The organism is Paractinoplanes atraurantiacus (genome assembly GCF_900215205.1).
Taxonomy (GTDB): domain Bacteria; phylum Actinomycetota; class Actinomycetes; order Mycobacteriales; family Micromonosporaceae; genus Actinoplanes; species Actinoplanes atraurantiacus.
This window is the reverse complement of the sequence record NZ_OBDY01000002.1, coordinates 376647-398840: the sequence shown is the minus strand read 5'-3', so window position 1 is coordinate 398840 and position 22194 is coordinate 376647. Positions and strand designations below refer to the sequence as shown.

Here is a 22194-nt window from a genome sequence, read left to right as displayed (position 1 = left end):
GGTCTCTGTCTCGGTGATACCCGCGAGGAGGGCGTTATCGCGGGCGTGGGACGTGATGATCGATAGGTCGACGCCGGGAGGTACGGCGGCTACTGCCTGCCGTAGAACCTATCCATCACCCCAGAGCCGCCCAACCTTGGTCAGGCGTCGGGACCACTCGAGGTCGTCCTCGACGGGGTTGGGGCTCAGGCGTAAAGCTTCGGTGAGCGTGACGGCTTCGGTAATGAGCTTGCGGCCGTCGCGTTGACGCACTCTGGTGCGTGTGCCACGGGGTTGCTCGATGGCGATCGATGGCGGCTGTTGGCCTTGACGGCTGCAGGCGGCCGCGCATTCCAGGAGCCGGCCGAGCGGGGTGGTCGGTGATGGCGGGTCGACCAGTTCGGCTGCGCCGTCGTTGATGTCGGTTACGCAGGCGTTGAGCACGCTGTCGGTGTCGCCGTCGTAACCGCCTTGGACCAGTAGTTCGGTGATCCAGTTCGTGCGGGTGCGCAGGTGGGGCAGCGCGTCCGCGAGCCTCGCTGTCTGCGTGGGGTTCAGTCCGCCGAGCGCGGTGAGGTCTGCTGCGGTCTGGAGCCATGGTTCGGTGCGGGTGAAGGTGGCCCACCACCATGCGGGGATGCGGTCATCCGGCTGTGCGTGGCGGTGAAGGCTTTTGGCGAGGACTGCGCGCAGGGGCGGCGGGTTGTCCTCGGCGAGTCTGCCCTGAAGATGCCGGACGGCTTGTTTGCGTCCGGCCCCGCCTGTCAGCGTGAGAGGGGTTCCTGACGCTTCGAGCAGGCCGTCCTCAGCGAGGACGGCGCCGGGGCCGTCGAGGACGAAGTCGACGATCTCCTGGATGGGGCCGTCTGGCTGCCCTTGGAAGGTGCGGTCGTCGAGAAGGAGCGTGGCAGTGGAGCGAAGCAGCGGGTGTGCTCGCAGGAGTGGTTTCCTGCTGAGCTCGCGCAGGTTGTGGCGGATGCCGCGGACCTCGACGCTGGAGAACATGCCGACGAGGAAGCGGCAGACGTTTGACCAGTACGGGCGCTCGAGTAGCGCGTCGAGGCAGTCGGCGCGTGAGTTTCCTTTTCCTCTGGGTGGGGCGTTGTCGAAGATGTAGAGCGCGGCGAAGTATTCGCGAAGCGATTGGACTTCGAATTCGAAGTGACCGGTTTCGCGTTCCACGAGGCAGAGCACGCGGGACGAGATGGCCGAGAAGAGTTGTTTGGCGAGTTCTTGGTCGTCTTCGCGTCCCGCCAGGTATTCGTGGACGAGTTTTTGTAGTTGCCGTCGGTCGATTGAGCCGGCGCCGACTCCGTCTTCGGCTCGGGATTGAAGATACCAGCCGAGGTAGGCGTGGATGTCTTCGATGACTTTACGCTGTTCGTAGAGCAGCGGTTCTTTGTCTTCGGTTTGCTCGCGGTCGAGGAAGGTTTTGAGGTACTCGCGGTACAACTCGGTGCGTTGTTGCGGCAGTAGCTGGCGACGGTGCAGCAGGTGCAGCAGGATGGCCAGTTGCATCGGATAGGAGGCGAGTTCGCGAATGTGGGGCACGTGTTGGTTGTCGAGGAATACGCGTTGGAGCTTTTCGGCTGCTTCGCCGGTCAGTCTTGCGACGGCGCACCATTGTTGGAGGTACTGCAAGCGCAGGCCGTGGGTAAGACGTTGAAGGTTGAAGATTGGGAAGCTTTGCGACGACCACAGGCTTGCCGTCGTTGCTCCTGGGCGAGTCGCCGCAACGATGACGAGGTTGTACGCGAGAGTGTTCAGCCGGTCGTGAGTACTAGTGATCTCTTCGCTCACCTGGGTGCGGACGCGGAGGTTGGCGACTTCGTCGAGGCCGTCAAATGCCAGGAGGACCGGACGGGTGGCGATTAGCGTAATGAAGTCTTCGAGGCTGAAGTTTACCCCGCTGTGCTGCTTGATGTGATGCGCGATGTATTCGAGAAGGCTCAGCCTTTCCTCTTCTGGGGCGTTTCGCCGCCGCGCTTTTGCTTCCACCGGCTTGTTTGTACGTTGCCGGGGCCAGGCCCTGTCCGCGTAGCGTCTGAGGTCGATGCGGATCGGTATCCGGATCCGGTTGGTGATGGGGGCAAGTTGCTGCTGGTTGCCGGTGTAGGTGGGCCGGTTGAGCGCTCGCGCTCGGTGGAATTGGCAGATGTATTGCAGGAGGGTGGATTTGCCGGCTCCGGGACCTCCGACGAGTAGGGCGTTGCCCGTCCAGTCTGGGTGCAGGAGTGCTTGGGCTGCTCCGGTGACGGTGTATCCGTCGACGGGGTCGGTGTCTCCTGGATGGTCGGCGGCGATGCGCGCCATGAACTCGGCCGGTGGGGCGTTACGTCGGCAGCCGAACGGAACGTCGACGAACATGGCGTCGACGCTGGGGCCGCGCAGTTCGGCTTGCTCGAAGAGGATCTTGTCATCGACACCGTATTGCTCGCCGAGGTAGAGCTGGGTGACTCGGTCGATGTGTTCGGTGCGTTTCTCTTGGCGCTCGTGAGTGCTGCGCATCTTCACGAGGGTTTCGACGTCGTAGCCGCGGCCGTTTTCGGCGTCGATCATGGTGTGGTGGAGCGGGCAGAGCAGGATCAGGTTCTCGTAGCCGTTGACGTCGTCGGCATAGTCGGGGTCATGGCGGGGGCCGTCCGGCCGTGACGATCGGATGTGTGCTTCCTCGCCGACAACGGTCGGGAAGGTCTTTCCGGTGCTCGGGTCAGTCAGGTCGGTGGTGAGTTCTTGCCGGCACTGCGGGAAAGCGCAGCGGTTGTGGGCGCGCCCCCATAGATGCTTTCGTGTTTGGACCGAAATTCCCACGCGTGACCCTCACACGTTCCGCGATGACCCTGTCGGCTGCTTGAGGCATTCTGCCAGACAGCGATCGGGCTCGGTGGCACCGTCGGTGTGGCGGGTCGGCGATCCGGCGGCGGGTGTGAAGGTGTTCTCGTCGCCGATCCATCTGGGCACGGATGGATCGCGGCCGGTGCCTGCCTGTCGGTGGGCATCGGGTGTCGGCAGCATCTTCCGGTTGCGGAGGGGGTGAGGCTTATGAGTCCGGCGACGCTGGGCAGGCAGCCGGGTTCGTCGTCGAAAGCGGCGATCCGCAAGGCGAGTTGCGGGTCGAGGCCGATCTGGGCTGCCGCGACTCGCACGGCCTCGCTGGTGTCCGCGGCGGTGGGTAGCACGGAGATGGTGGCGGTAGCGAGGGCGGCGGGTATCTCCGGGTCGACACCGAACCGGGCCGCTACGTCACGAGCAGCCTGCTCGGCACCGAGCCCGGTACTACACACGCCGGTCTCGGGGAGCTCGAGTTGGATCTCCTCGGCGTCGTCGAAGTCTCCGACGAGGGCGGCGGTGATCGAGCGGACCTGTTGTAACCGACGGTCATGAGGAAGGTCGGGGCCCGTCCGTAGGACTTCATGCCGGCGACGTAGTAGTTCGGTTCGGCGTGGCTGAGTTCGGCGTAGCCGTGCGGGGTGATGGCGCTGCGGGAGTCCTCGTTCGGATCGATGAGCTCGGCGAGCGAGCGAGTGCAGCCCAGGATCGGGTCGAGGTCGAGGCGTAGCTCACAGGTGATGCTGTGGTCGGGCCGGAAGCCGGTGGCGGCCACGACCCGGTCGGCGGTGACGGTGCGCCTCGGCGGCTACCTCGGTGCCCGGCTTCAACCCCACCTTCCCGAACGGGCGCTGCGGCTTCTTCTCCGATCCCTTGCCACGGCCCTCGCCGTGCTCTACCTACTCCAAGGCCTCCAGGCCCACGAGTAGCACCCGGCAACGACGGCTTCCTAACTACAAGAAACTGGCGCCGGCCCCAGACGTACTCATCGGCTCGTGACAAAACTCGGACAGTGGCGAGGCTCTTGTCTGCGGGATCGGGCACGACCATTCCGGCCTGCAATTCGGTACGCAGATAGTCGAGCACCTCGGTGCTGATCCGCTCGCCGGGCGGCAACGCCGGGATATCCGGCGGGCACGGGGTGACCTGCTCGGCGCAGATCCGGCCCACCGCCCGCTCGACGGCGACCGTCTCCGTACCACTTCGGGCCGACGCCGAAACCGGCGCTCTTCCGCGACACGCCGCTACGGCCGGACGACGCTGACGGACGTCCGGTGAACCACCGGGCCGCCCGAGCGGCGTGTCGCGGTTGCTCTCCAGGGAACCGCCACCGTCGGCACCGGGCAATCCACGTTGACGATCTCGGTACGCGGCCGCCGTCGTTGTTCACGGCCTGTAGACGAGCTCCACCAAACCGGGGGACCTCATAGCCTTGGGCTGAAGAGCCCCAAGCCCAAGACCTCCGGCATCAAAACCTGGGCAAGCCCCGCTAAGTCGTTGAGCAGACGCTCGCTTTGACTTCACAGGCAACAAGCATGCTCGGAAGTGGCTCTCTTACTACGAACTACGTGTCCCGGCGCAGCGATGGGAGGACCCGCTCGGGTGCACTGACGGAGAGCCGAGCGATGCGGAAGACCAGCCAACGGTCTCCGGGGCTGTCCAGCAATACCTCTAGGAAGTCCGCGTCGTCGACTGGCAGAAGATCGGTGTTAGTAGCGATCAGCCACCACCGATAGGGGCGGAGCAGACGGCGATCTAGGACGAGGCGCCGGAAGGCCTCGGTCGCCGCTGCCGAGTTGACGGCATCGAGCCGCCGGATGGCCGCAAGCTTTCGCTCTGCCGTTCTCGCCGTGTCGGCGATAGCGGTCAGCACTCGCTGGCTATCCGCGTCTGGCAAGAGCGGTGCCGCCGCTATACGGACGATGTCCGGTGTCGGGTCGTCTTCGGCGAGAGATGCCAGGTATCGCCGCTGCGCCGGCGGTACGTGCTCCTTGTCGGTTTCCCGGTCCGTCCGGCGGTGAGCAGGACGCGCGGCGTCGATGAGGTAGAACTCATGCGCTTCGGGGACGTCCGAGCCGAGCGCGAGATCGGCGAGGATCTGCACAGCGTCTGCGCGAGCATCTGGAAGTAATGTCTGGTCACTCGCGAGCGCGAAGAGTGGACGAGAATCACCCCACTGGCGAAGCGCAATCGTCGCGGCACGTACTCGGAGATTCGGCTTGGACGCCGTGCCGACAAGGTAGTCCACCACGTCCCGGTGGGCCCCGGGAGTTCTGTATTGCCCAGGCATGGGAGTGGTGAGAGCTGCAGCAGCTCGTACTCGTGCGACATCGGGCCATCCGGGGTCGTAGGCAACCGACCGAAGCCAGGCGAACGCTCGCGGATCTCCCGATCGTGCCAGGGAAGTGGCGATCTGAACCGCGCTGTACGAGTCTGACGGCCGTCGCAGGATCCGATAGAGCGCGGCACGCGCCGCCTCGTCACCGGACACGGCCAACAGCATCCGCACGTCGATCTGCCGTCTGCTGGCCAGGCCCCAGCGGCTCATCACGGCCGACAGGCGGGGCAAAGCCGCCCGATCACCCGCCGAAAGCTGCTCGGCGAGAGCAACCGCTTCCACGGCAGGTTCGAGGTTTTCCTCATCGAGCAACCAACCAAGGGCGGCGGTCTCACCGAGAGCCGCCAGCCGGCGCGCCGCGGCGAGCTGGATTTGCGGCTGGCCAGCGTTGCGGACCAGCCACCGCAGCGGTATGCGATCTCCCAGGTCTGCGGCGCGAGAAGCGGCACCAAACGCGACCGGGTAGGAAGCAAACCGGTGCACGACATCGTGCAACGCCCTTTCTGCCGTCACATCCCGACGTTCAAAAAGGGCTACTGCAGCCGCGTAGGCGACACTGGGTGAATCGGAACCGGATGCGGACCGCAGCGGCTCGGGCTGGCCCGCATCCGCAAGGGCAGAGGCAGCCCGTACTCGATCGACAGGGTCAATGTCGACCGCCTCAACCATGGCCTGCAACGGCGCGAGGTCCCCGCCGAGGGCAAGCTGGCGCGCGGCAGCCAGGCGCTCGGACTCGGTGGCGCGCACATCAGTAAGACGCCGCGCAAGTGCCTGTCTGGCCAGGACCCCGAGCGGTCGGGACTCATCGGACGGCCCCTCATCGTCCAACGGAGTGCGCATCAGCACGTCCACCCTGCCGCCGTGCTCCATCAGGGCATCGGCGATCCAGGATCGCACCACGCCGTCACCCTGCTCAGCGACCTGTCGCAGCAGTGTGTCACCCAGTTCTGAGTCCAGGCTGGCCACCTGATCGGCGATCAGCGCACGGGGCCAGATCGACAGGCTGGGCTCCCGCGCGGTCTCCGCCAAGCGGTTCAACACCTCGCCGTCGAGGCTCAGCTCCGCGAGCAGACGCAGCGCCTCGGGCGCCTGCTCCGTCTCGCCGATGACGTGGGTCAGCAGCTCATTGAGGATCCGGGTCCGGGTCTCCGCCGGCACGGATATGCCGTCCACCAGCAGGTCGCCGGCGGCCGCCGTGGCGCCGGCCTCAAGTAAGCCCGTTGCCAAAGCGTCCGCGTCCAGACGGCGGGCGGCGACGAACGTGGCCAAGCTCCGGGTCGTAGGATTGCGTGCCAGCTCCATCCAGGCGCCGAGTTCGATATCCGCCGCGCCGACACGGGCCGCGAAGTACTCGCCGAAGCTTTGATGGGCGAATTCCACCCGCTCGCCGCGAAGCACGCAGACGCCGGTGGCGAGCAGGAGCTGGCGGACGAGGCGCTCGCCGTCCGGTGTGACGGCCATCGGATCTAAACGTCCGTGCTCGCGAAGCCAGTCCGAGGCCACCCTGATCAGCCGTACCTCGGGATCGGCGACCCAAGCGGCCCCGCAGACGTTCAGGAGCTCGGTCGCGTGATTCCGAAGATCTGGCCACAACCATTCCGCGAACTTCCTACCACCGATACCCCTCTTGAGCAGGTCCGGATCGACCGCGTCACGAAACCTCTCCAGTGATTGTCGGCCGTCGAGCAGATGGTCGACGAATCGGTCGTACAGCTTCGACCGGCTGGTCGGCAGAGTGCCGCTGTCATCCGATTCGTGAACGAGGGCGGCAATGGTCGCCAGCAGCGGAACGCGTGCCACCGGCCCCAGGCGGGCGCCCGCCACCCTGGCGAGGAAACGACCGGCGATCTCGTCGGCGTGCCTCCGGTCGCCCGGATGACGCGCCGCGAACCACCGCCTGGCGAATTCGTCGAGTTGTCGGCGGTCGAAGGGACGCAGGTCGTACGTGCCGATGTCTGGCCCTCGCAGGGTGGCGAGCTCCGGCTCGGTCAGGGGACGGCAGGAGATCAGGAAACGATGGCTGCCCGGGGCCATCATCAGGTTCCGTAGCTGCCATAGGACCTCCGAGCGTTCCTGCGCGTCGACGATCTCATCGAGCCCGTCGACCAGGATCCGCCATCTTGCGGCTTTCTCGAAGGTCTCCGGGTTGATCTCTATGGAGAAATCGCGTCGCACCGCATGGCTAAGGGCCTCGGGCAGCGAGCGTCTGAGCAGGTCAGTGGCCTGAATGATGATCGCGGCCGTAGGATGTGATCGCCTGGACAAGGCCTGACCCGCTATCTGGCCTGCGACGGTGGCGAGAAAGGTCGACTTTCCGGCCCCGGCTCCGCCGAGCAGTACCGCATGTCGATGCATGGTGAGGATCTGCGCGGCTTGGATCGTCCGGGTCCGCTGTACGTCGCCTGGATGGCCGAACTGCGCCCTCGGCTGCACGTAGAGTTCGTTGAGGGCGGGTACGTGCTCCCCGAAGAACCGGTATCGGTGGCGCGCCGCGTCGGCACGCTGTGCTCCCAGCAACGTAGCGATCGGACCTTTACGGGAGCCACGGCGCCACTTCGCGCCTGCGCGAAGAGCGACCAAGACGGCGAGGACGCCGGCGGTTCCCCCAACGATGGACGCGACTTTGTCGCCGACATCCAGAAAGGAGCCCACGTCCACCATCAGCTCGGATAGTAGCGAGATCCTTACCGCAAGGCACTACGTGACGGCTCAATCTCGGAACCGACCAGAGCACCGGGGCGACCGCTCACACCGACCAGCGCGGGGGTGCGGTACTGGCCAAGCGCCGCCGACAAGTGGCGCAACATCCCGGCCGGCCATCGACCGTATGTCAACGGCCCGTCAACAGACGATGGAAACTACTACGTCTCAATTGCCGAGCACACAGAAGCGGGATCCCGGCGGCGGCCACGCCTGGGACCCGCATCGACGTCCTCGCATCGAAGCCGCGACGCGGCAGTGTCGTGCGCTCGACAAGAGCACAGACTGCGCTCCCCTATCGTGGCGAGAGTGAATATCCTCAGCCAGATCGTGCCCGGCCTGCGGGACGCGCGGACACCATTTTCGGTCGGGCTCATCTGGGCCATCACCGGCTGGCTGGCCGCTTCGCTCCTGCCATCCGCCGTGTGGGACAAAACGATCTTCGCTGACGCCTCCACGCAGATCGCCAAGCTTCCTACCGAAGTGACCATCTCGGTTGCGGTCTTCTTCGTGTACGTCGCCGGCATCCTGCTCAACGCTGCGCTGGGAGCGATCCGCGCGCTGGTCATGTTCGCCGCGGGCCTGGCCGGGGTGGTCCTCGTCCTTGTGGTCATGCTCGCCGTCGCGCGGTTCTTCCTCGTCTACGTCTTCTGCGCCCTCATGATCGTGGCCCTCTGGGCGCTGCTCCGTTGGAAACGACTCGCCACGGGAACCTATTGGTCCTCCCTGGAAGACTGTCTTGGCACAGTGTTCAGGGTCATCGCGGGCAAGGCGGATCAGGCGTACGCTCACATGCGCCACGCGTACGAGGCCGACTCTCCTATCTTCGACGAGTTGGTCGACCAAGAGCTCGAGCTGTACTTCGACCGCAACCCCGAGTTTCTGCCGGACGCGGTCGCCAAGCTAAGCCGTAAAGCCTTGTATCAGACGTCCAACGCCGTCGGCGTGACCCTCGCCGACGTACACGCGGTTGCCGACCCGCATCAACGGCAGCGTTTCCAGGCCCTCAGGAACCTTGATGATCTTCATCTGTCGCGCCGCAAGAGCGCTGACCACGCCGACGACGACTTGAGACAAGTCCTTCGTGAGCACCTGTCGAACAGCGCCGACGCCCGCCGCGCTTTCGCACGTTCCGCCCTCGACTACTCAGAGCTGCGCGGAATTCTACGGCGCCGCCTCGAACGGGCCGAGCTGGTACTACGCAGCGAGAAACCCGACGTGTTTATGGACTACGACCGGGTTCGCGCCGAGGGGGAACTCCGAGCCGCGGTCGGCCTACCCGTAGCTGCCCTACTCGCCATCGCAGCGTACAAATGGCATCTCGTGTTTCACGCCGACAAGTCCATGACGCCGTTCTACTGGTTGTGCGGCGGCGCGATCCTCATCGGAGTTGTCTTGCACGGCACCGGCGAATCTCTGATCAAGAAGTCGAATCGAATGCTGTACATCAGCGTTCGCACCGAACTGATCACGATCAAGCAGGACGAAGGCTTCAACGAGGGAGTCTTTGTATTCTCCGAGCGCCCCGCCGGCCTCGCCCGGACATCGATCGCAAGGTTCGTCGTCCGGCAAGCCACCCGGGAAGCTACGGAGCGCATTGCCAGCAGGATACTACCCAAATATGGACACGCGTACCGAACAACCGAACCCACGCATGCCGACAGAGAGAGCAGGGCCTCAGCACTGCCCACCACCGAAAGCGAGCCCCAGTACGACCGGACATAAGTCGATGACTTTGAACATTACGGTGATCACGGCGTCGCGCATCTACCAGTCCTCGGATTATCGCCTGTCCCGTGACCGCCAGCCCATCAGCAACTCGACCATGAAGTTAATCAAACTGCAATACCGCCGCTTCGATGGGTTCGTTTCCTACACCGGTATTGCTTCTGAAGAGCCAGGAAGCCCCACGACCACAGCTCATCTCGTCATGGCCTGGCTCGAAGGCTCGCCCGACCTCAACTTCTATGAGGTAGTCGAACGCCTGCGGTCCCGCGGGACTGCCTATCTCAAGGGTTTAGAGCGTCGGCACGGAAAGCGGTATCGCTTGACCTTCATCGCGGCCGCGTTCGTCAAGGGCAAACCCACCGTAGCCGCAATCTCAAATTTCCAGCGCATCGATAGCAAGGCGCTCCCGAAAGATATGCCAGAAATGGTTACAAGCTGGGCGGCGCTCAGGTCCCCGAAAACCCCGATTATATTCTTCACCGGCAGCCCCTCAGCTGTCTCAACGCCCAACCGGGCCACGCTGAAGCAACTCTTGCGCGACCATGGCGGTGATGCGGCCAGAGTCCGGCTCGGCATCGCCGACGTCAACCGCGCGGCCGCCCGGTCCGCAGGCCCTGACGGCCCGATAAGCGAACCCTGCACCGTTATCTCTATGGACGCTAGCGGGAGAGGTTTCCAGAGTTACAACGACCAAGGCGTCGAGTCTCACCACATCATGAATGGGCACCGCATCGACTTGTCGTCGGCACTTGAGTCACTCGGACTCAGCGGCTCTCCCGTCATCGTCAATAGCAGTTTCGGCACTAACAAGCCCGCCGCACCGCCCTACGAGTGCAACCGCAAAATCGTCAATGTCCAGTCGGTTGAATATGAGATCGTCGAAATCGACGGTGGCAGACCAGGCGCCCGCGCGTTCGGGATCGATCAAAACGGCTCCGTGCTTTACGCAACAGGCGACCCTGACGGACAACCGCCCTACCAGTACTGGACGTGGCACGAAGAGCAGGGCAAACGATACCTCGGCTATTCCTCACCCGACCCCTACGCCGCGATGAGCCCCGCCGGCGACATCGTGCTCCTGTCCGAACATAGCAACCAGCGAACCCCATTGTTGATCCGAGAAGCCGAAACCGTCCGCCTCGATGTCCCGCACGGTATGGGAGAAGTCGAGGTCGCTGCGGTCACCACAAACGGGACCACATGCGGCACAATCGCCATCAACCAGGACCACACCGATGGCACCCGATTCAGACCGGCTACCTGGAACGCCTCCGGCGACATCTCGATCTTGATGGACCTTGCTGGCGCCGAGAGCGGCAGGACTGTTCACGCCAACTCCGATGGCTTGGCACTGGTCTGGGCCCGCACCGGGTTTTGGGGGCGGGCCACACTCATCTGGAACCTCTCGTCCGGCGAGATCCAGCCGATAGACGACGCCGTCATCCCGCTGTTCATCACATCCACCGGCCACCTTGTCGGCGCCGGCCAAGAGGGAACAGAGCAGTTCCCTCTTCATTCAACCGACATGCGGACCTGGCGACGCGTCAGCACAAACCTCGGCTTTTCTCCTACGGCCGCCAACGATCGCCTAGAAATCACCGGCCGCGTCAAGGTCGACGGCTACTTCACTCCATTCCGAATCACAGCCCCCGGTTCGCCCCAACTCCTACCGGCGCTGGAGTTTCACCACCATTACATCCGGGCGATGAACGACGTAGGCATGATGGCCGGGATAGCCAACAACGACGACCACGTACACCTACTGCTCTGGCGCCCAACCTCCTGATATCAGAGCGCGACAGGCGCCGGCCTTAATCAGGGCTAACAAACCGCCACCGCTCGGATGCTTCCGGCAGGCAAGAGCTGCTTGGATGCGACTGCGCCCAGCCGAGTCCCCGTCTGAGACGGCAAGCGTCAGGCCAAGCCAAGACAGCAGCCACCCGCAGCCGAACTGCTTATCGACCCCGCAACGCCCCGGTCCCCTCGCTCTATCGAGAGCCTCCGCAATGCGGAATCGAGCGCCGAATCATGAGGCAAGTATAAACGAAATCAGCCGGGAGTATACTGGCTCACGACAGATGGACTTCCATCCACATGACAAGGTAGAATTGCCACATGAGCACGCGCCAACGGCGCGGATGCAGAGTTCCGGACACGTTAAACCCCACGCAGGTCATTCACGTTTCACGTGATGCCTGGTGGGGTTTCGTGCTTTCCAGCGTTGCTTGATCACGACTGCATTTCGCAGCCGCGGCCGGCGATCTTGCCGCCGGAACCCGGGCGGGATCGGCAGCGACAGCTGCCCACAACCCGACTCAGGCTCGTCGGCAGGAGCTTCCGCAACTTCGGCCTCGACCGTCGGTTCTTCTCCTGGCTCAACGACGCTCGGCTCGATGACGAGCTCGCCCAACCCGCAGACGATCACGAGATCGTCAGCCTTCAGGTGGGCAGCCAGGTCGTTCGCGTCGTGCAGTTCGGCAAGGTCGAGGCGAGCAGCCTGCAAGGTCTGGAACAGCCGCTCCTGCGTCCAGTACACCCACTTCGGCGCGCCCTCGGCGACCGGATGGGCGGTCGTGTGCCCATGCCGGCACCGATACGCCGGCTTCCGATTCCAGTGCGACGCCAACCGCCGGCCGCACAACCCGCAGATGAGAAGCCCGGTCAGCGCGTAGCTGCGGTTGCGCTCGTCGTCCGGCATCGCGATCGCAGTGATCTCCTGCGCCGCCATGAAATCTTCATCAGAGATCAGCGCCGGATGCGTGCGCTCCTGCGAGACCACCCACTCCGCGCGGTCACTCCACACCCGCACCGGTCCCAGACTCGACCGCCTATCCCCCGGCACCGCCTCCCGATGATCGGTGAACTGGCGGTTCCACACCTGCCGGCCGGTGTACCGCGGATTCGCCAGGATCGCCGCCACCGTCCGCAACGTCCACACCGCATCCTGCCGATGCGGATTTCTCGCCCGGTCATAGGCACCCGGCGACGGAACACGCCGCTCGTTCAACGTCCGCGCAATCGCGGCCGTGCTCCAGCCGTCCAGACGCTTAGAGAAGATCCACTTCACGTGCGGGACCGTCACCGGGTCGACATCGAGACGATGCCGGCGCCGGCCCCACGACGCATGGATCTTGTTCGGGTGCGGGCCCGCATCGACCAGCTGATAGCCGTAAGGCGGACGACCGCCCAGATTCCGGCCCTGCTCCCGCACCTGCGCCGCCATCGCCGCGGTGGTCCGGAACCTGTTCCGCAGCACCTCACGTTCGGACTGGTGCCCCAGCATCAGCAGCACCGCACGGTGTTCGGGCTCGGCGAGATCAACCGCGCCCCGGAGTTCGGGCAGCCACACCTGCACCCCATAGGCATTCAACTGCGCGATGATCGACAAGGCTTGACCCGCGGCGAACGCCCGCTCGAACTCGCCCACCACCACCGCATCGAACCCGCGATCCGGATCCGCGGCCGCCGCAAGCAACTTCGCCGCCTCCGCCCGCTGCGACCACGGCACACTCCGTGACGTACCAGCATCGAAGTACTCGACCACGATCCGGCCTCGTCCCTGGACCAGCCGACCCGCCACCCCGATCTGCCACGCCCGCGACGACACTGGATCCTGATACCCGGTCGTCGAGATCCGCCCATAGAACGCGAACAGCAAACCATCGCTCAACGGCCGCGACCAGATCGGCCGGCCACGACGACGAACAGCCGACGCAGACGTACGCACCCAGGCATTGAACGAACTGGACGAGGGAGGCAAGGCAGAAGGAGACGGCATATCGATCACCGCGATCATGAGAAGCGACCTGCACTTCAGGGGTACCACCAGCAATCGGCCCGGCACAGCGGCTGCCTCTGCAGGTTCATCCCCACCACGCCGGCCCTCAGCCAACGGTTCCCACCTGCGGGGTACAACCAGCCAGATCCAGCTCGGCATCCCACGGCCAAGGAGGCAGCGGCGCAGCAACCACCACTCGCGCTCTTCGCGGCATGAGAGCGCACGCCCAGAAAGATCCCGTGCATCAGCGCTGGCCGGCAGCTAACCTGGTGCGGCGTGCCGGGCAAAGGCGGGTGGGAAATTCCGTGCCAGCACTTCTATGCTGACGACCGCGAGGTATGAGCCGGTTCGAGTCCGGTAGCCCGGCGCGCGCCTTATACGCGGCAAATGAGTACGCCATCACTGTTGCGCGTTGAGCGCTATCGAGTCTCGGATAACCTGGTCCAGCGGCATTGTTTGATACGGGTCGGGAGGGATCTGCCAGTTCTTATCGCACCCCTTTCCATCTACAAAGTAGATTGACTCCTGCTCGCTCAAGAATGCAAACATTATCGCCCTATCTTCCGGGCGTCCGTCAGTCAGTGTATAGACTCTATTTACGTCCACAACCACCTGAAGTGGTCCCATTCTTTCGCTGATCCATAGTCCGAGTGGGATGATCTCGCCGACTAGATTTGCTCTCACGAACGCCTCTACCTGTTGGCGTACTTGCTTCTCAAAATCTCCCGGGTCGACGTCTACGACACGGGGCTTCCTCCTTCGGGGAAGCGTAAGCACGGCCGACGCCGCACCGGTTGAGGGTGATATCGCGGCCGAGAAGCGGATCTCGCTGTCCCAGGTCGACACGATGCACTCACCCGCGTTAACGGCAGGCCACGAGGCCCCCGCCCCCCTGGTCCAGCCATTGGGAGAACCCGACAATGGGACGGTTAATGCCATGATGGCCGCTTGTATTACCTTCTCGTCCATAGCTTCGACAATCTCCCAATCCCGCCTACCCTGGACCGGAGATATCTTAACCATGACCATGGGCAGACGTGCCTGAAAGAGAATCTTCCGCCGTGTCGCGGAGGTGCCCACTACACTATTTCCGCTGCGGATCAGTCGGTGCCATGTGAACGATCCGCAAGTTCCGCATGGCCGGCTCACTAGCCGATATTTGAGTCGAGGAGCACTCGATTCGGGGAAACATGCAACACGCTCACATCGGCAAATGAGTTAAGCCGGATCTAGTATCTACTCGCGTGTATTCTGGGCAGCTGTTACCCGCATTTCAGCCGCAATCTAGGTACCGAAGAGACCCACAGGTCAGCCCGCCTGCTACTCCCGAGGCGTCAGGCGCCCTCGGCGGTTTGATCGTTAGGCTCATCCTCCGGCAAAGTGATTCGAACAACGATCGGACGCGAGGTCGACCGGGCGCCGATCGCTGACGCCGATCCGTGCAGTCGCTCGAGTAGGACACCGAGGTCGTATATCTGCCCGTCAAGATCGGCCCAGTACTGTCCCCACCCCTCGATGCGGTCCCGGTGGTTCTCGTATCGCACGCCCATGTGCATCTCCACTTGACCGGCTGCCCGCTTGAACTGGCGCCGGAGTCCGACCAGCGTGCGCTTGTCGCTCCCGTCGGCCGCCTTGACGGCTGATTCCAGCGCCAGGTCGACAGCACCGAACATCGATTTGAACTTGGGCCTGGAGAGTCCGGCGAGTGCCCCAGGATCCGACGCCGCGCTCCTCAGCGTGTCCAGCGTGGCGAGCGCGGTCGCGAACGCGGTCACCATGCCTCCTCGTACCCGATCAGAGTGGCGTCGCCAGCAGCTCCCTCAGCCAACCGTGAATCTTGACGACGTGCTCGCGATCGGCATATGTCGCCCCTGCCCGGGTCGCTGCTGTCAGCTCGCGCCTCAGATCCTCGGCCATCGCGACGATCTCATCGGTCAAGGGCGGCCCAGGCGCTGGAATATGCCGGAGGATGGCACGGAGCATCGATGTGCTACTCACCATGCTGAGTTCCGTGTCGGGGTCGGGCGCTCGCATGGTTACCTCGTCCCGCAGCGCCCGTAGAAAGGTCGTGGCATCGTCATCCGGCACCACCCTCACACGCGGAGTCGTGATCATTCCCTGCCGGAGAGGAAAGACGTTTGCCGGCGGCTCTGCCTCGTCGAGCCACAGGTCGAGGAACTCCGACGTGGCGACGGCGGCCAGGTAGAAGAACCACCGTCGCGCCGCCTCCGGATTGGTTTCGGGAATCGTGCGCCCGGCGAACCGAAGGGCGGCGGCGATCAACGACAACAGGCTCTGTTCCGCCCAAAGATCTCCGTTCCCGCTGTCGGCCGCCCATCGCTGCAAGGCGCCGTGCATCTCGCGGCTTGTCTTCGCGAAGCGGCCGACCTTCTTTGGCGGCTGATAGTTCCGTGTCGGAACAATCGCCTGCGCCAGGTCATGGCCCACTAGCAAGGGATCGACTCTGGCGATCCATTTCGCGACGATCGAAAGCAGGAGGTGCATCGGATCGCGGGCGAGCGGCGCGGCGGTATCGAATTCGCCAAGGTCGACCAGCTGATAAGACGCCGGGTCGGCGGGCAGCAGGATGTTTTGCACGTTGAGGTCGCCGTGCGCCCGGCCGCGTACGATCATTGCCTGCCGGGGACCGGCGAGGCTGTCGTCGAGGGCCAGGCGTAATGGGTTGGGCAGCGGTCGCTTGCCGTGGCTGCTCGCGATCCACTCCGTGCCTGGATCGATACCCGCCCGCGCTGCCGACTCGATCAACTCGCTGCCCGCCTTGAGCCGGTCACCCAGTAGGTCGCGCAGGTATGCCGCGGCCGTTTTCGGCTCCGGGCGGTACGGGAAGTCGGGGTTCCAATCGGCGACGATTGAACGCGTGATGCTGGCGCAGGTCTCGGCGAACTCGTCATCCTCGATGTCCTCGGCTAGCGCCCGGTTGGTGGTCAGGTCGCCGCCTGCGATGTGCTGGAAGACGAGCAGTCGGTGATTGATGTCGACAGGTCCATCTTCCAGTTCGGCAAGGTGCGCGTCCCGGAAGGACCGTGGTGAATGGCGCCACGAGTTCCGCAGGCGGCGTACCTCATCTGGGCCGCCGGTGCCGACACGCATGATGAGCTGCTGTGGCTTGTCGGGGTTTTCGTGCCTGGCCACGACACCAACCAATGAGCCGCTGCGGCCGGTGTTGATCCAGCGCCGCAGCTCGTAGTGGCCGTCGTGGGTCTGCAGCCAACGATCGAAATCGGTGAGGCCGTCGCCCAGGCGCTGCCACAGGTTCCCCTGGTCGCGTGTGCCCATCGTGTTCAGTCCTGGATGAAGTAGATGACGACGGTGAGCACGATGCCGACGACGCCGACCACGAAGCCCCAGAACTCGAGCGGCTTGCGCTGGGCGAGCTCCGGTAGGGCGCCGCGGGTCGCATTCGGCAGGCTGGATGGCAAGCCAGCGATCCCGCCTGCGACGGTCTGGTTTAGCTTCCGGAGCCCGGCCAGGTTCAGCGTCATGCCTTCAACCCGCGCGTTAGCGTCGAGCAGGTCGCTTTCAGCCAGCCAGCGGCCGCCTGGGCCGGCCAGGAGCGAGCGCCGCCCGCTCTGAAGGTGGAAGAAGCTGATCTGGTACCTGGTGCTGACCCCGTAGCTGCGGGAGACGGCGGTTATGTCGACGAGGCCGAGGCCGACCAGACGGTCTGTAGTGGGGTCAAAGACGTACCCCGGAAGTTCCTCCTGCAGTTCGCGGACCGCGACGTCGCTCGCGTCCTGATCGCCGTCCCGCGCGTGGCCGCCGGGCAACTGAAATTGCCGGGCGGCGGTGTCGTGCAACACGAGATACTCCGGCCCTCTAAGCCGTCCGGTGCGTTTCACTACCACCTGAGAAACGCGAACGGAGCGCAGCGCTGTCGCACCAGAGGTGCCACTCATCCGGCGACGTTCCATGAAGTAGAGGAATTGGGGGCCGGAAAGGATCGCCTGCTCGTTATACGGCGGCTCGGCCGTACCGATCCGCGACCAGTTGTCCAGCACCGCAAAATTCTGCTCGACGTACTGAGCGAGGCTCTTGAGAAAGAGCGACGCCGCCGTGGTGGCCGCCTTCACCCGGAGCGAGCCGGTGGTCGAGTCGGTGGTGATGACGAGCGCACCAAATGCACTCAAGAGACCCACAACCGCGCCCGCGACCGCCGACTCAGCCAACCCGTCGACCGGCACCGGGCTTTCGTCATCGGGCGGTATCGCCCTGAGGATGCGCGCGACGGCGCTACGGTCGATGCCGCCACTCATGACCGCAACCTACCGGATTCGTCCTGGCACTGACAGTAGTTGTGCCTGTCGCTCGATGTTGAGTGGTGCCGGCGTTTAAGTCGCCCTGCTACACCATCTCGGCGCGTTGGGCGCCGAGGGACCGCACCGCACCCGTTCAGAGCGTCGTTGCCGAGCGGCGGCAACGCCGACAGGGCTTCGGACAGGTCCGGCCATGGGACTAGCTAGTCCAAGCCTCACATGGTCTCGATGGAAACGGCTTGTAGTCGGCCGCGACGAGCCGCGTGCATGTCAACGTTGCCGCCGCGGCGATGCACGAGGAGCAACAGCGGTTGCGGATAGGCCAGCGAGGCGCTGCGAATGGACTGGCGGTCCTGCTCACTGGCGCCGCACGGCGCCGGGTGGCTGTGCCAATCCCCGACGTAGCCCAGCCAGGGATGACCTAGCTCGGTGACAGCCTGGTCGAGGGCTTGTTGTGCGAGACCTTCTCGCCGGATCCACGATGAGCCGGTCGCAGTTGGATCCACGACGTCGACGGCTGCGCGTACGACGATCGCGTCCCTATCCCACCATCCGAGGAGAAGACCCCCAGCTTCCAGTGGATGGGCACGTTCGGCCGCGGTGGCGATCGTCTGCCGTGCGTCGGAATGCACCAGCACTCGGACCAGGCCGGGAGTCTTTCTTCTCATTGACTTGTCCCGGTAGCGGTCAGAGTTGGTGTCAGCAGACCAAGCCGGTCGAAGGGCGGCTCGTCTTGTGGTCGGCGAATATCGACCATGCTTGCGGGGAGGGCGCATTGACGGGTCGCCTCATCGATCACCATTCTGCAGGCGATTTCGGCTGCGGCGATGACCGCCGCCGGTGGTGTCCGCGAGATGGGTTCGCCGCATCCTGCCTCCCGTACCCCGCCGATGACGGGGGCGCTGCTGAGAGCCGGCAGGTGTTGTTCGCCGTGGCGCAGGGGGAAACGGTCGGCTCTGATGATGTCGCCTTCACGCTGTACGCAGGCAGAGATGACCGTGTGGCCGGTCCCTGCGCCGGTGATGTTGGCGGCCGCTGCCAGCAGGCTGGTGGCGCGGGCGTGAGCAGTGGCGTCGAGCACGACGTCGTGCCTCTTGACCAGTTCTACAGCCTCCGCGAGGTCGATGATGTCGACGTTCTGGCGTTCCACTGCTTCGACGTCGAATCCGGTCGCCGCAAGGCGGTCCGTGACCGCGGTGACCTTGTACTTTCCGACATCGTCGCTGCCGGCCAGGTGCCGTACGACGTTGCCGGGACGCAGCCGTTCGCCGTCGATCAGTGTCAGACGGCGTATTCCGGAGCGGAACAGGATGTCGGCGGCGAATGACCCGATTGCGCCGACACCGATCACCGCGATCCGGACGTCGGCCAGTTCTGCGGCGGTGTTACCTGCGCGTATCGACCGGGTGGTTTCGCTGGTGTCGGCGCTTTCGCAGGCTTTGATCGATGGAGGGAGGCCTCCCCGCTGGACTGCGACGGCCAGGACCGCGGGTTGGCCGTTGCGGGAGTAGCGCAGCAGCAGGTAGCGGACAGCGCCGAGCGCGATGAGGCGAGTCACCTCAACGGCCTGCTCCAAGGTGCGCTCGATGTCGGCCCACTCCCGTGGCGGCGAGCTGACCTCGCCCAGATCATCAACCCATGCCAGTTCTCGGTCCCTCCTATGCAACTGCTGAGGTCCTCGCAGCGCGATGGCGCCTGGCCGACGGTTGTCGCTCACCTGGAGCGTGCCTGAAGTCGGTCCCGTTGCTGTTTTGAAGAGTCCGACCTTCCCCGCCAGCCGCTCGGCGTCGTACAAGACCAGAGTGTCGATGTTCCTCGGCAGGTACCGCTCGAGATCGCAAGTATCGTCGTCCGGCCATCCCAGCGCGGTCTGCTTGAGCCAACCCCGCACCCGGTCCAGCAGCAGGTCGGGTTCACGCCACGGTGCGGCGTCGACTGGTTGCATGGCGGCATCCCAGAGACACAGGTTGCCATTCAGCCCGAGCTCGGCGGGCCGGTCGAGGTGAAAGGTCAGCTCCATCGCTGCGCCGGGGTCGAGTACCCGAACGACCGGTGCGGTGAAGGGAAACCCTGCCGGCAGCTGCACTTCGATACGAGCGTGGGCAAGACCATGGACCGGATGCTCCCACGGCAGTTCACCGCGAAGCCGATCACCGTCGTCGCTGAAGCCGATCTCACCGAGGTGGGCACGCCAAGCATCGGCTTCGGCTGCGAGTTCGTTCTGCCAGGAGCTGGTCATGCGTATCGGCCGCTCCCCGCCGGTACGGTCGACGCACCTCGGGTCACCGCCGTCATCTTTTTCCTACTGCCGTCAGCGTTGCAGTACTCCGGAAGCGGGAACACCTGTTCTTCGGTCCTGGTGTTCTTGGTGGTGCCGAGCAGCTCACGCCATTTCGCCGCTGCGGAGCAATCGTCGGCTTTCAACGCTTCTTCGGCCAGAGACGCCGCCTCGTCGATGCGAGCAGCGGCCGCGGCCAACTGCTCAGGCGTGGCTTTAGTCTTAATCTTCTTTCCATCCAGCGTCGGGTCGTCGAGGCCATCGTCCGCGACGTCGACGAGCAGATCGGCGATCTCGCGAAGCACAACGGTCACGTACTCGGCGTACGACTTCTCGTTCGGCTTGAGATTGCTGAACGCGTGATACGTGAGAACTTCGAAGAAGTAGCCGCCGGGCTGGTCCTCCACCCAGGTCCGCCGGATCTGGCGCATCAGCTTGACCACGGGCACGTAAACTCCGCTACCAGGGTCGCCTTCGTAGAGCAGGTAGTCCTTGTTGGCTTGGGTCGTCAGCTCGGCCATCTTGGTGGGATTCGTCTCGACCCACCTAGCGTTACCGTCGTCCTCGATCTTCTGCGGGATCTCCCAGTGATCACCGCAGGGCCGGGCGATGACAACATCGACTGACAGGTCGTCGTCCGGGAAGTCGATCATCACGGACCGGTGCTGTCGTGTGACCCGGTCAGGAAACGCTTCTTCGAGTACAGCGGTGACGTGGTCGAGGATTCGGCCGGGGCGCAGGTCTTTGCCGGCTTTGCGGAGCCGGACGAAGACGTCGACGTCCTTGACCCGTCGGATGGACACCTGTCGGCCGTAGGAGCCGATTAATAGCGGATCGACCCCGAGCCGCGCGAGCAGATTGTCCGCTTTTAACACCTTGGTGACCTCGGCGTGGGCCGACTGGGCGTTGGCGGCGTCCTCGCTCGGCTCGATGTTGCTCAGTGCCGTCTTGAAGTGGGTGGCCAACGTGGCCATGGGCTCTCCGTTCCCTGGCAGGTGAGTGCGTCTGGTACCGCCGCCGAGGGGTGGTCACGGCCAGTTCCTACGACGCTGTAGGCGGCTCTCGATCCGTTTTCGTCGAGCGCTGAAGAGACGGTACGGCAGGGGTACGACAACTTCGCCGGGTCAGCAGGACGCGTCGTCGACCTCAGACGTACCAGTGGAATGCTGGGTCAGCCTTTCGGGGGAGCTGGGAACGGCACATACACGCTTTCAGTGGGATTGAAGGTGTATGCCGTCCACTGCCCTGGGGAAGGGGCAGCGAGCCGTGCACCGAGGGCCACCGCGATCGCGACCGGTCCGCTCAGGAAGATCGCATGATGGCCGGTCCTCGCGGCAGGCGGCAACACTGCGTTGTACCACTCGTTGCAGGTCTGCGTCACCACGGCGTTGAACGTCTTCATATCCTGTTTGAGCAGCTGGTTCTCGTTGCGCAGCAACAGCAACCAGCCGATGCCGTGTTCCCGGCAGGCCTTCGCTACCGCGTCTCTGAACTGATCGCCACGGTTCTGCAGATCCAAGGCGATCGCGACCTTCGTCGCGTCGCCGGCGTCGAACATCTGCGGGCGCTCCACAGTGAGCGGGACTGCCTTCCCGTCCAACGTACGAAGTGATGTCGCTGCGAAGAACGCTGGAGATCCGTTGTTCTGGCGGAGCTCGTGCACGGCGACGTGCTGTGCGTGCGTGTGTCCCAGCCGGGCACCCAACCAGAACGCGACATGCAGCGGCATGGTAGGGATGAGATTGACGTGTGCCGCCTCCGGCGCGAGCCGCTCGGCGATCGTCGTCGCGCGAAGAGTTTCCTCCGCCAGCAGGTCAACCAACTCACGGTCACGCGAGGGGTCGTCCGACAGCGCGATCTCCGCCTTCAGCGTTACCGCCGCGGAGTTTTGGCTGAATCTTTCGGCCTGCTGATTTCGCTGTTCAGCACGCGCGGAACCGCGATGGGCGTCGACCGCGTTAACGATGATCCCCACCCGTAGTCCCATCCGGGACCGGTGCCGCAGCCAGAAACCGAGCCCCATGACCGCCAGACCCGCTAGGACCGCCACGGCGAACCAGAAGCGTCCGGGTTTCTCGCCGGTCATCACGGTCTTTGCCGTCTCCGTAGCGAAAGTCCCAGCGATCAAACCGCCGACAGCGATGGCGGCCGACCCGTCAGTCATCAAGGACCAGAACCCTTGCGCACTGGCAGGTTGCTCACCGGCACCCACCACAGTCAGCAGGGGCGCATCGAGACGCTCCACCGTTGCCACAGGTTCACCACCGTCACGAAGTAGGAAGATCCGCTC

13 protein-coding genes and 2 pseudogenes are annotated in these 22194 nt (G+C 64.4%); 2 read left to right on the top strand and 13 right to left on the bottom strand.

Going from position 1 to position 22194, the window contains the following annotated elements; genetic code table 11:
• Positions 1–108: 108 nt before the first annotated feature.
• The 4 genes and pseudogenes from CRP55_RS08315 to CRP55_RS08300 form a co-directional block, all read right to left on the bottom strand.
• Entirely contained in the window at positions 109–2790 is a 2682-nt protein-coding gene (locus CRP55_RS08315; protein WP_143234459.1) for an HNH endonuclease, read from the bottom strand.
• A gap of 461 nt (positions 2791–3251) precedes the next feature.
• Positions 3252–3604: pseudogene (locus CRP55_RS08310) on the bottom strand (flavoprotein); the annotation flags it as partial.
• A gap of 275 nt (positions 3605–3879) precedes the next feature.
• Positions 3880–4155 (bottom strand): annotated as a pseudogene (locus tag CRP55_RS55585) (Orn/Lys/Arg family decarboxylase); the annotation flags it as partial.
• A gap of 217 nt (positions 4156–4372) precedes the next feature.
• The gene (locus tag CRP55_RS08300) at positions 4373–7807 is read right to left on the bottom strand and encodes an NACHT domain-containing protein (RefSeq protein WP_097319075.1); all 3435 of its coding nucleotides are present in this window, start codon (positions 7805–7807) and stop codon (positions 4373–4375) included.
• Between the two features lie 348 nt (positions 7808–8155).
• Here CRP55_RS08300 and CRP55_RS08295 point away from each other — a divergent pair, with 348 nt between their 5' ends.
• Positions 8156–9571, top strand: coding sequence for a hypothetical protein (locus CRP55_RS08295; protein ID WP_097319074.1), 1416 nt, complete (start codon positions 8156–8158; stop codon positions 9569–9571).
• A 4-nt stretch (positions 9572–9575) separates the two neighbouring features.
• Entirely contained in the window at positions 9576–11360 is a 1785-nt protein-coding gene (locus tag CRP55_RS08290; RefSeq protein WP_097319073.1) for a hypothetical protein, read from the top strand.
• A 387-nt stretch (positions 11361–11747) separates the two neighbouring features.
• Here the strand turns inward: CRP55_RS08290 and CRP55_RS08285 are convergent, their stop codons facing one another.
• From CRP55_RS08285 to CRP55_RS08250, 9 genes are all read right to left on the bottom strand, one after another.
• Positions 11748–13370: a recombinase family protein gene (locus tag CRP55_RS08285; RefSeq protein ID WP_179855077.1), complete on the bottom strand. Its 1623-nt coding sequence runs from the start codon at positions 13368–13370 to the stop codon at positions 11748–11750.
• A gap of 381 nt (positions 13371–13751) precedes the next feature.
• Positions 13752–14321, bottom strand: a complete 570-nt coding sequence (locus CRP55_RS51985; protein ID WP_143234458.1) for a hypothetical protein — start codon at positions 14319–14321, stop codon at positions 13752–13754.
• Between the two features lie 365 nt (positions 14322–14686).
• Positions 14687–15130, bottom strand: coding sequence for a hypothetical protein (locus CRP55_RS08280; protein WP_097319071.1), 444 nt, complete (start codon positions 15128–15130; stop codon positions 14687–14689).
• A 16-nt stretch (positions 15131–15146) separates the two neighbouring features.
• Entirely contained in the window at positions 15147–16649 is a 1503-nt protein-coding gene (locus tag CRP55_RS08275) for a hypothetical protein (protein WP_097319070.1), read from the bottom strand.
• A gap of 5 nt (positions 16650–16654) precedes the next feature.
• Positions 16655–17626: an NUDIX hydrolase gene (locus CRP55_RS08270; RefSeq protein WP_097319069.1), complete on the bottom strand. Its 972-nt coding sequence runs from the start codon at positions 17624–17626 to the stop codon at positions 16655–16657.
• 215 nt (positions 17627–17841) lie between these two features.
• Positions 17842–18294 (bottom strand): Mov34/MPN/PAD-1 family protein, encoded by a 453-nt coding sequence (locus tag CRP55_RS08265; RefSeq protein ID WP_179855076.1) that lies wholly within the window; start codon positions 18292–18294, stop codon positions 17842–17844.
• Positions 18291–19865, bottom strand: coding sequence for a ThiF family adenylyltransferase (locus CRP55_RS08260; RefSeq protein WP_097319068.1), 1575 nt, complete (start codon positions 19863–19865; stop codon positions 18291–18293). Before CRP55_RS08260 ends, CRP55_RS08265 begins: the two co-directional genes overlap by 4 nt.
• Positions 19862–20878 (bottom strand): nucleotidyltransferase domain-containing protein, encoded by a 1017-nt coding sequence (locus tag CRP55_RS08255; protein ID WP_097319067.1) that lies wholly within the window; start codon positions 20876–20878, stop codon positions 19862–19864. Before CRP55_RS08255 ends, CRP55_RS08260 begins: the two co-directional genes overlap by 4 nt.
• A gap of 197 nt (positions 20879–21075) precedes the next feature.
• The gene (locus CRP55_RS08250; protein ID WP_097319066.1) at positions 21076–22158 is read right to left on the bottom strand and encodes an SAVED domain-containing protein; all 1083 of its coding nucleotides are present in this window, start codon (positions 22156–22158) and stop codon (positions 21076–21078) included.
• Positions 22159–22194 lie beyond the last annotated feature (36 nt).

Bases quoted from the DNA above. Each gene is read 5' to 3' on its own strand.
- CRP55_RS08260 (WP_097319068.1), bottom strand. From the start codon at position 19,865: ATGACCAGCTCCTGGCAGAACGAACTCGCAGCCGAAGCCGATGCTTGG.
- CRP55_RS08255 (WP_097319067.1), bottom strand. From the start codon at position 20,878: ATGGCCACGTTGGCCACCCACTTCAAGACGGCACTGAGCAACATCGAG.
- CRP55_RS08290 (WP_097319073.1), top strand. From the start codon at position 9,576: ATGACTTTGAACATTACGGTGATCACGGCGTCGCGCATCTACCAGTCC.
- CRP55_RS08275 (WP_097319070.1), bottom strand. From the start codon at position 16,649: ATGGGCACACGCGACCAGGGGAACCTGTGGCAGCGCCTGGGCGACGGC.
- CRP55_RS08265 (WP_179855076.1), bottom strand. From the start codon at position 18,294: ATGAGAAGAAAGACTCCCGGCCTGGTCCGAGTGCTGGTGCATTCCGAC.
- CRP55_RS08285 (WP_179855077.1), bottom strand. From the start codon at position 13,370: ATGATCGCGGTGATCGATATGCCGTCTCCTTCTGCCTTGCCTCCCTCG.
- CRP55_RS08280 (WP_097319071.1), bottom strand. From the start codon at position 15,130: ATGGTGACCGCGTTCGCGACCGCGCTCGCCACGCTGGACACGCTGAGG.
- CRP55_RS08300 (WP_097319075.1), bottom strand. From the start codon at position 7,807: ATGGTGGACGTGGGCTCCTTTCTGGATGTCGGCGACAAAGTCGCGTCC.
- CRP55_RS51985 (WP_143234458.1), bottom strand. From the start codon at position 14,321: ATGGACGAGAAGGTAATACAAGCGGCCATCATGGCATTAACCGTCCCA.
- CRP55_RS08270 (WP_097319069.1), bottom strand. From the start codon at position 17,626: ATGAGTGGCGGCATCGACCGTAGCGCCGTCGCGCGCATCCTCAGGGCG.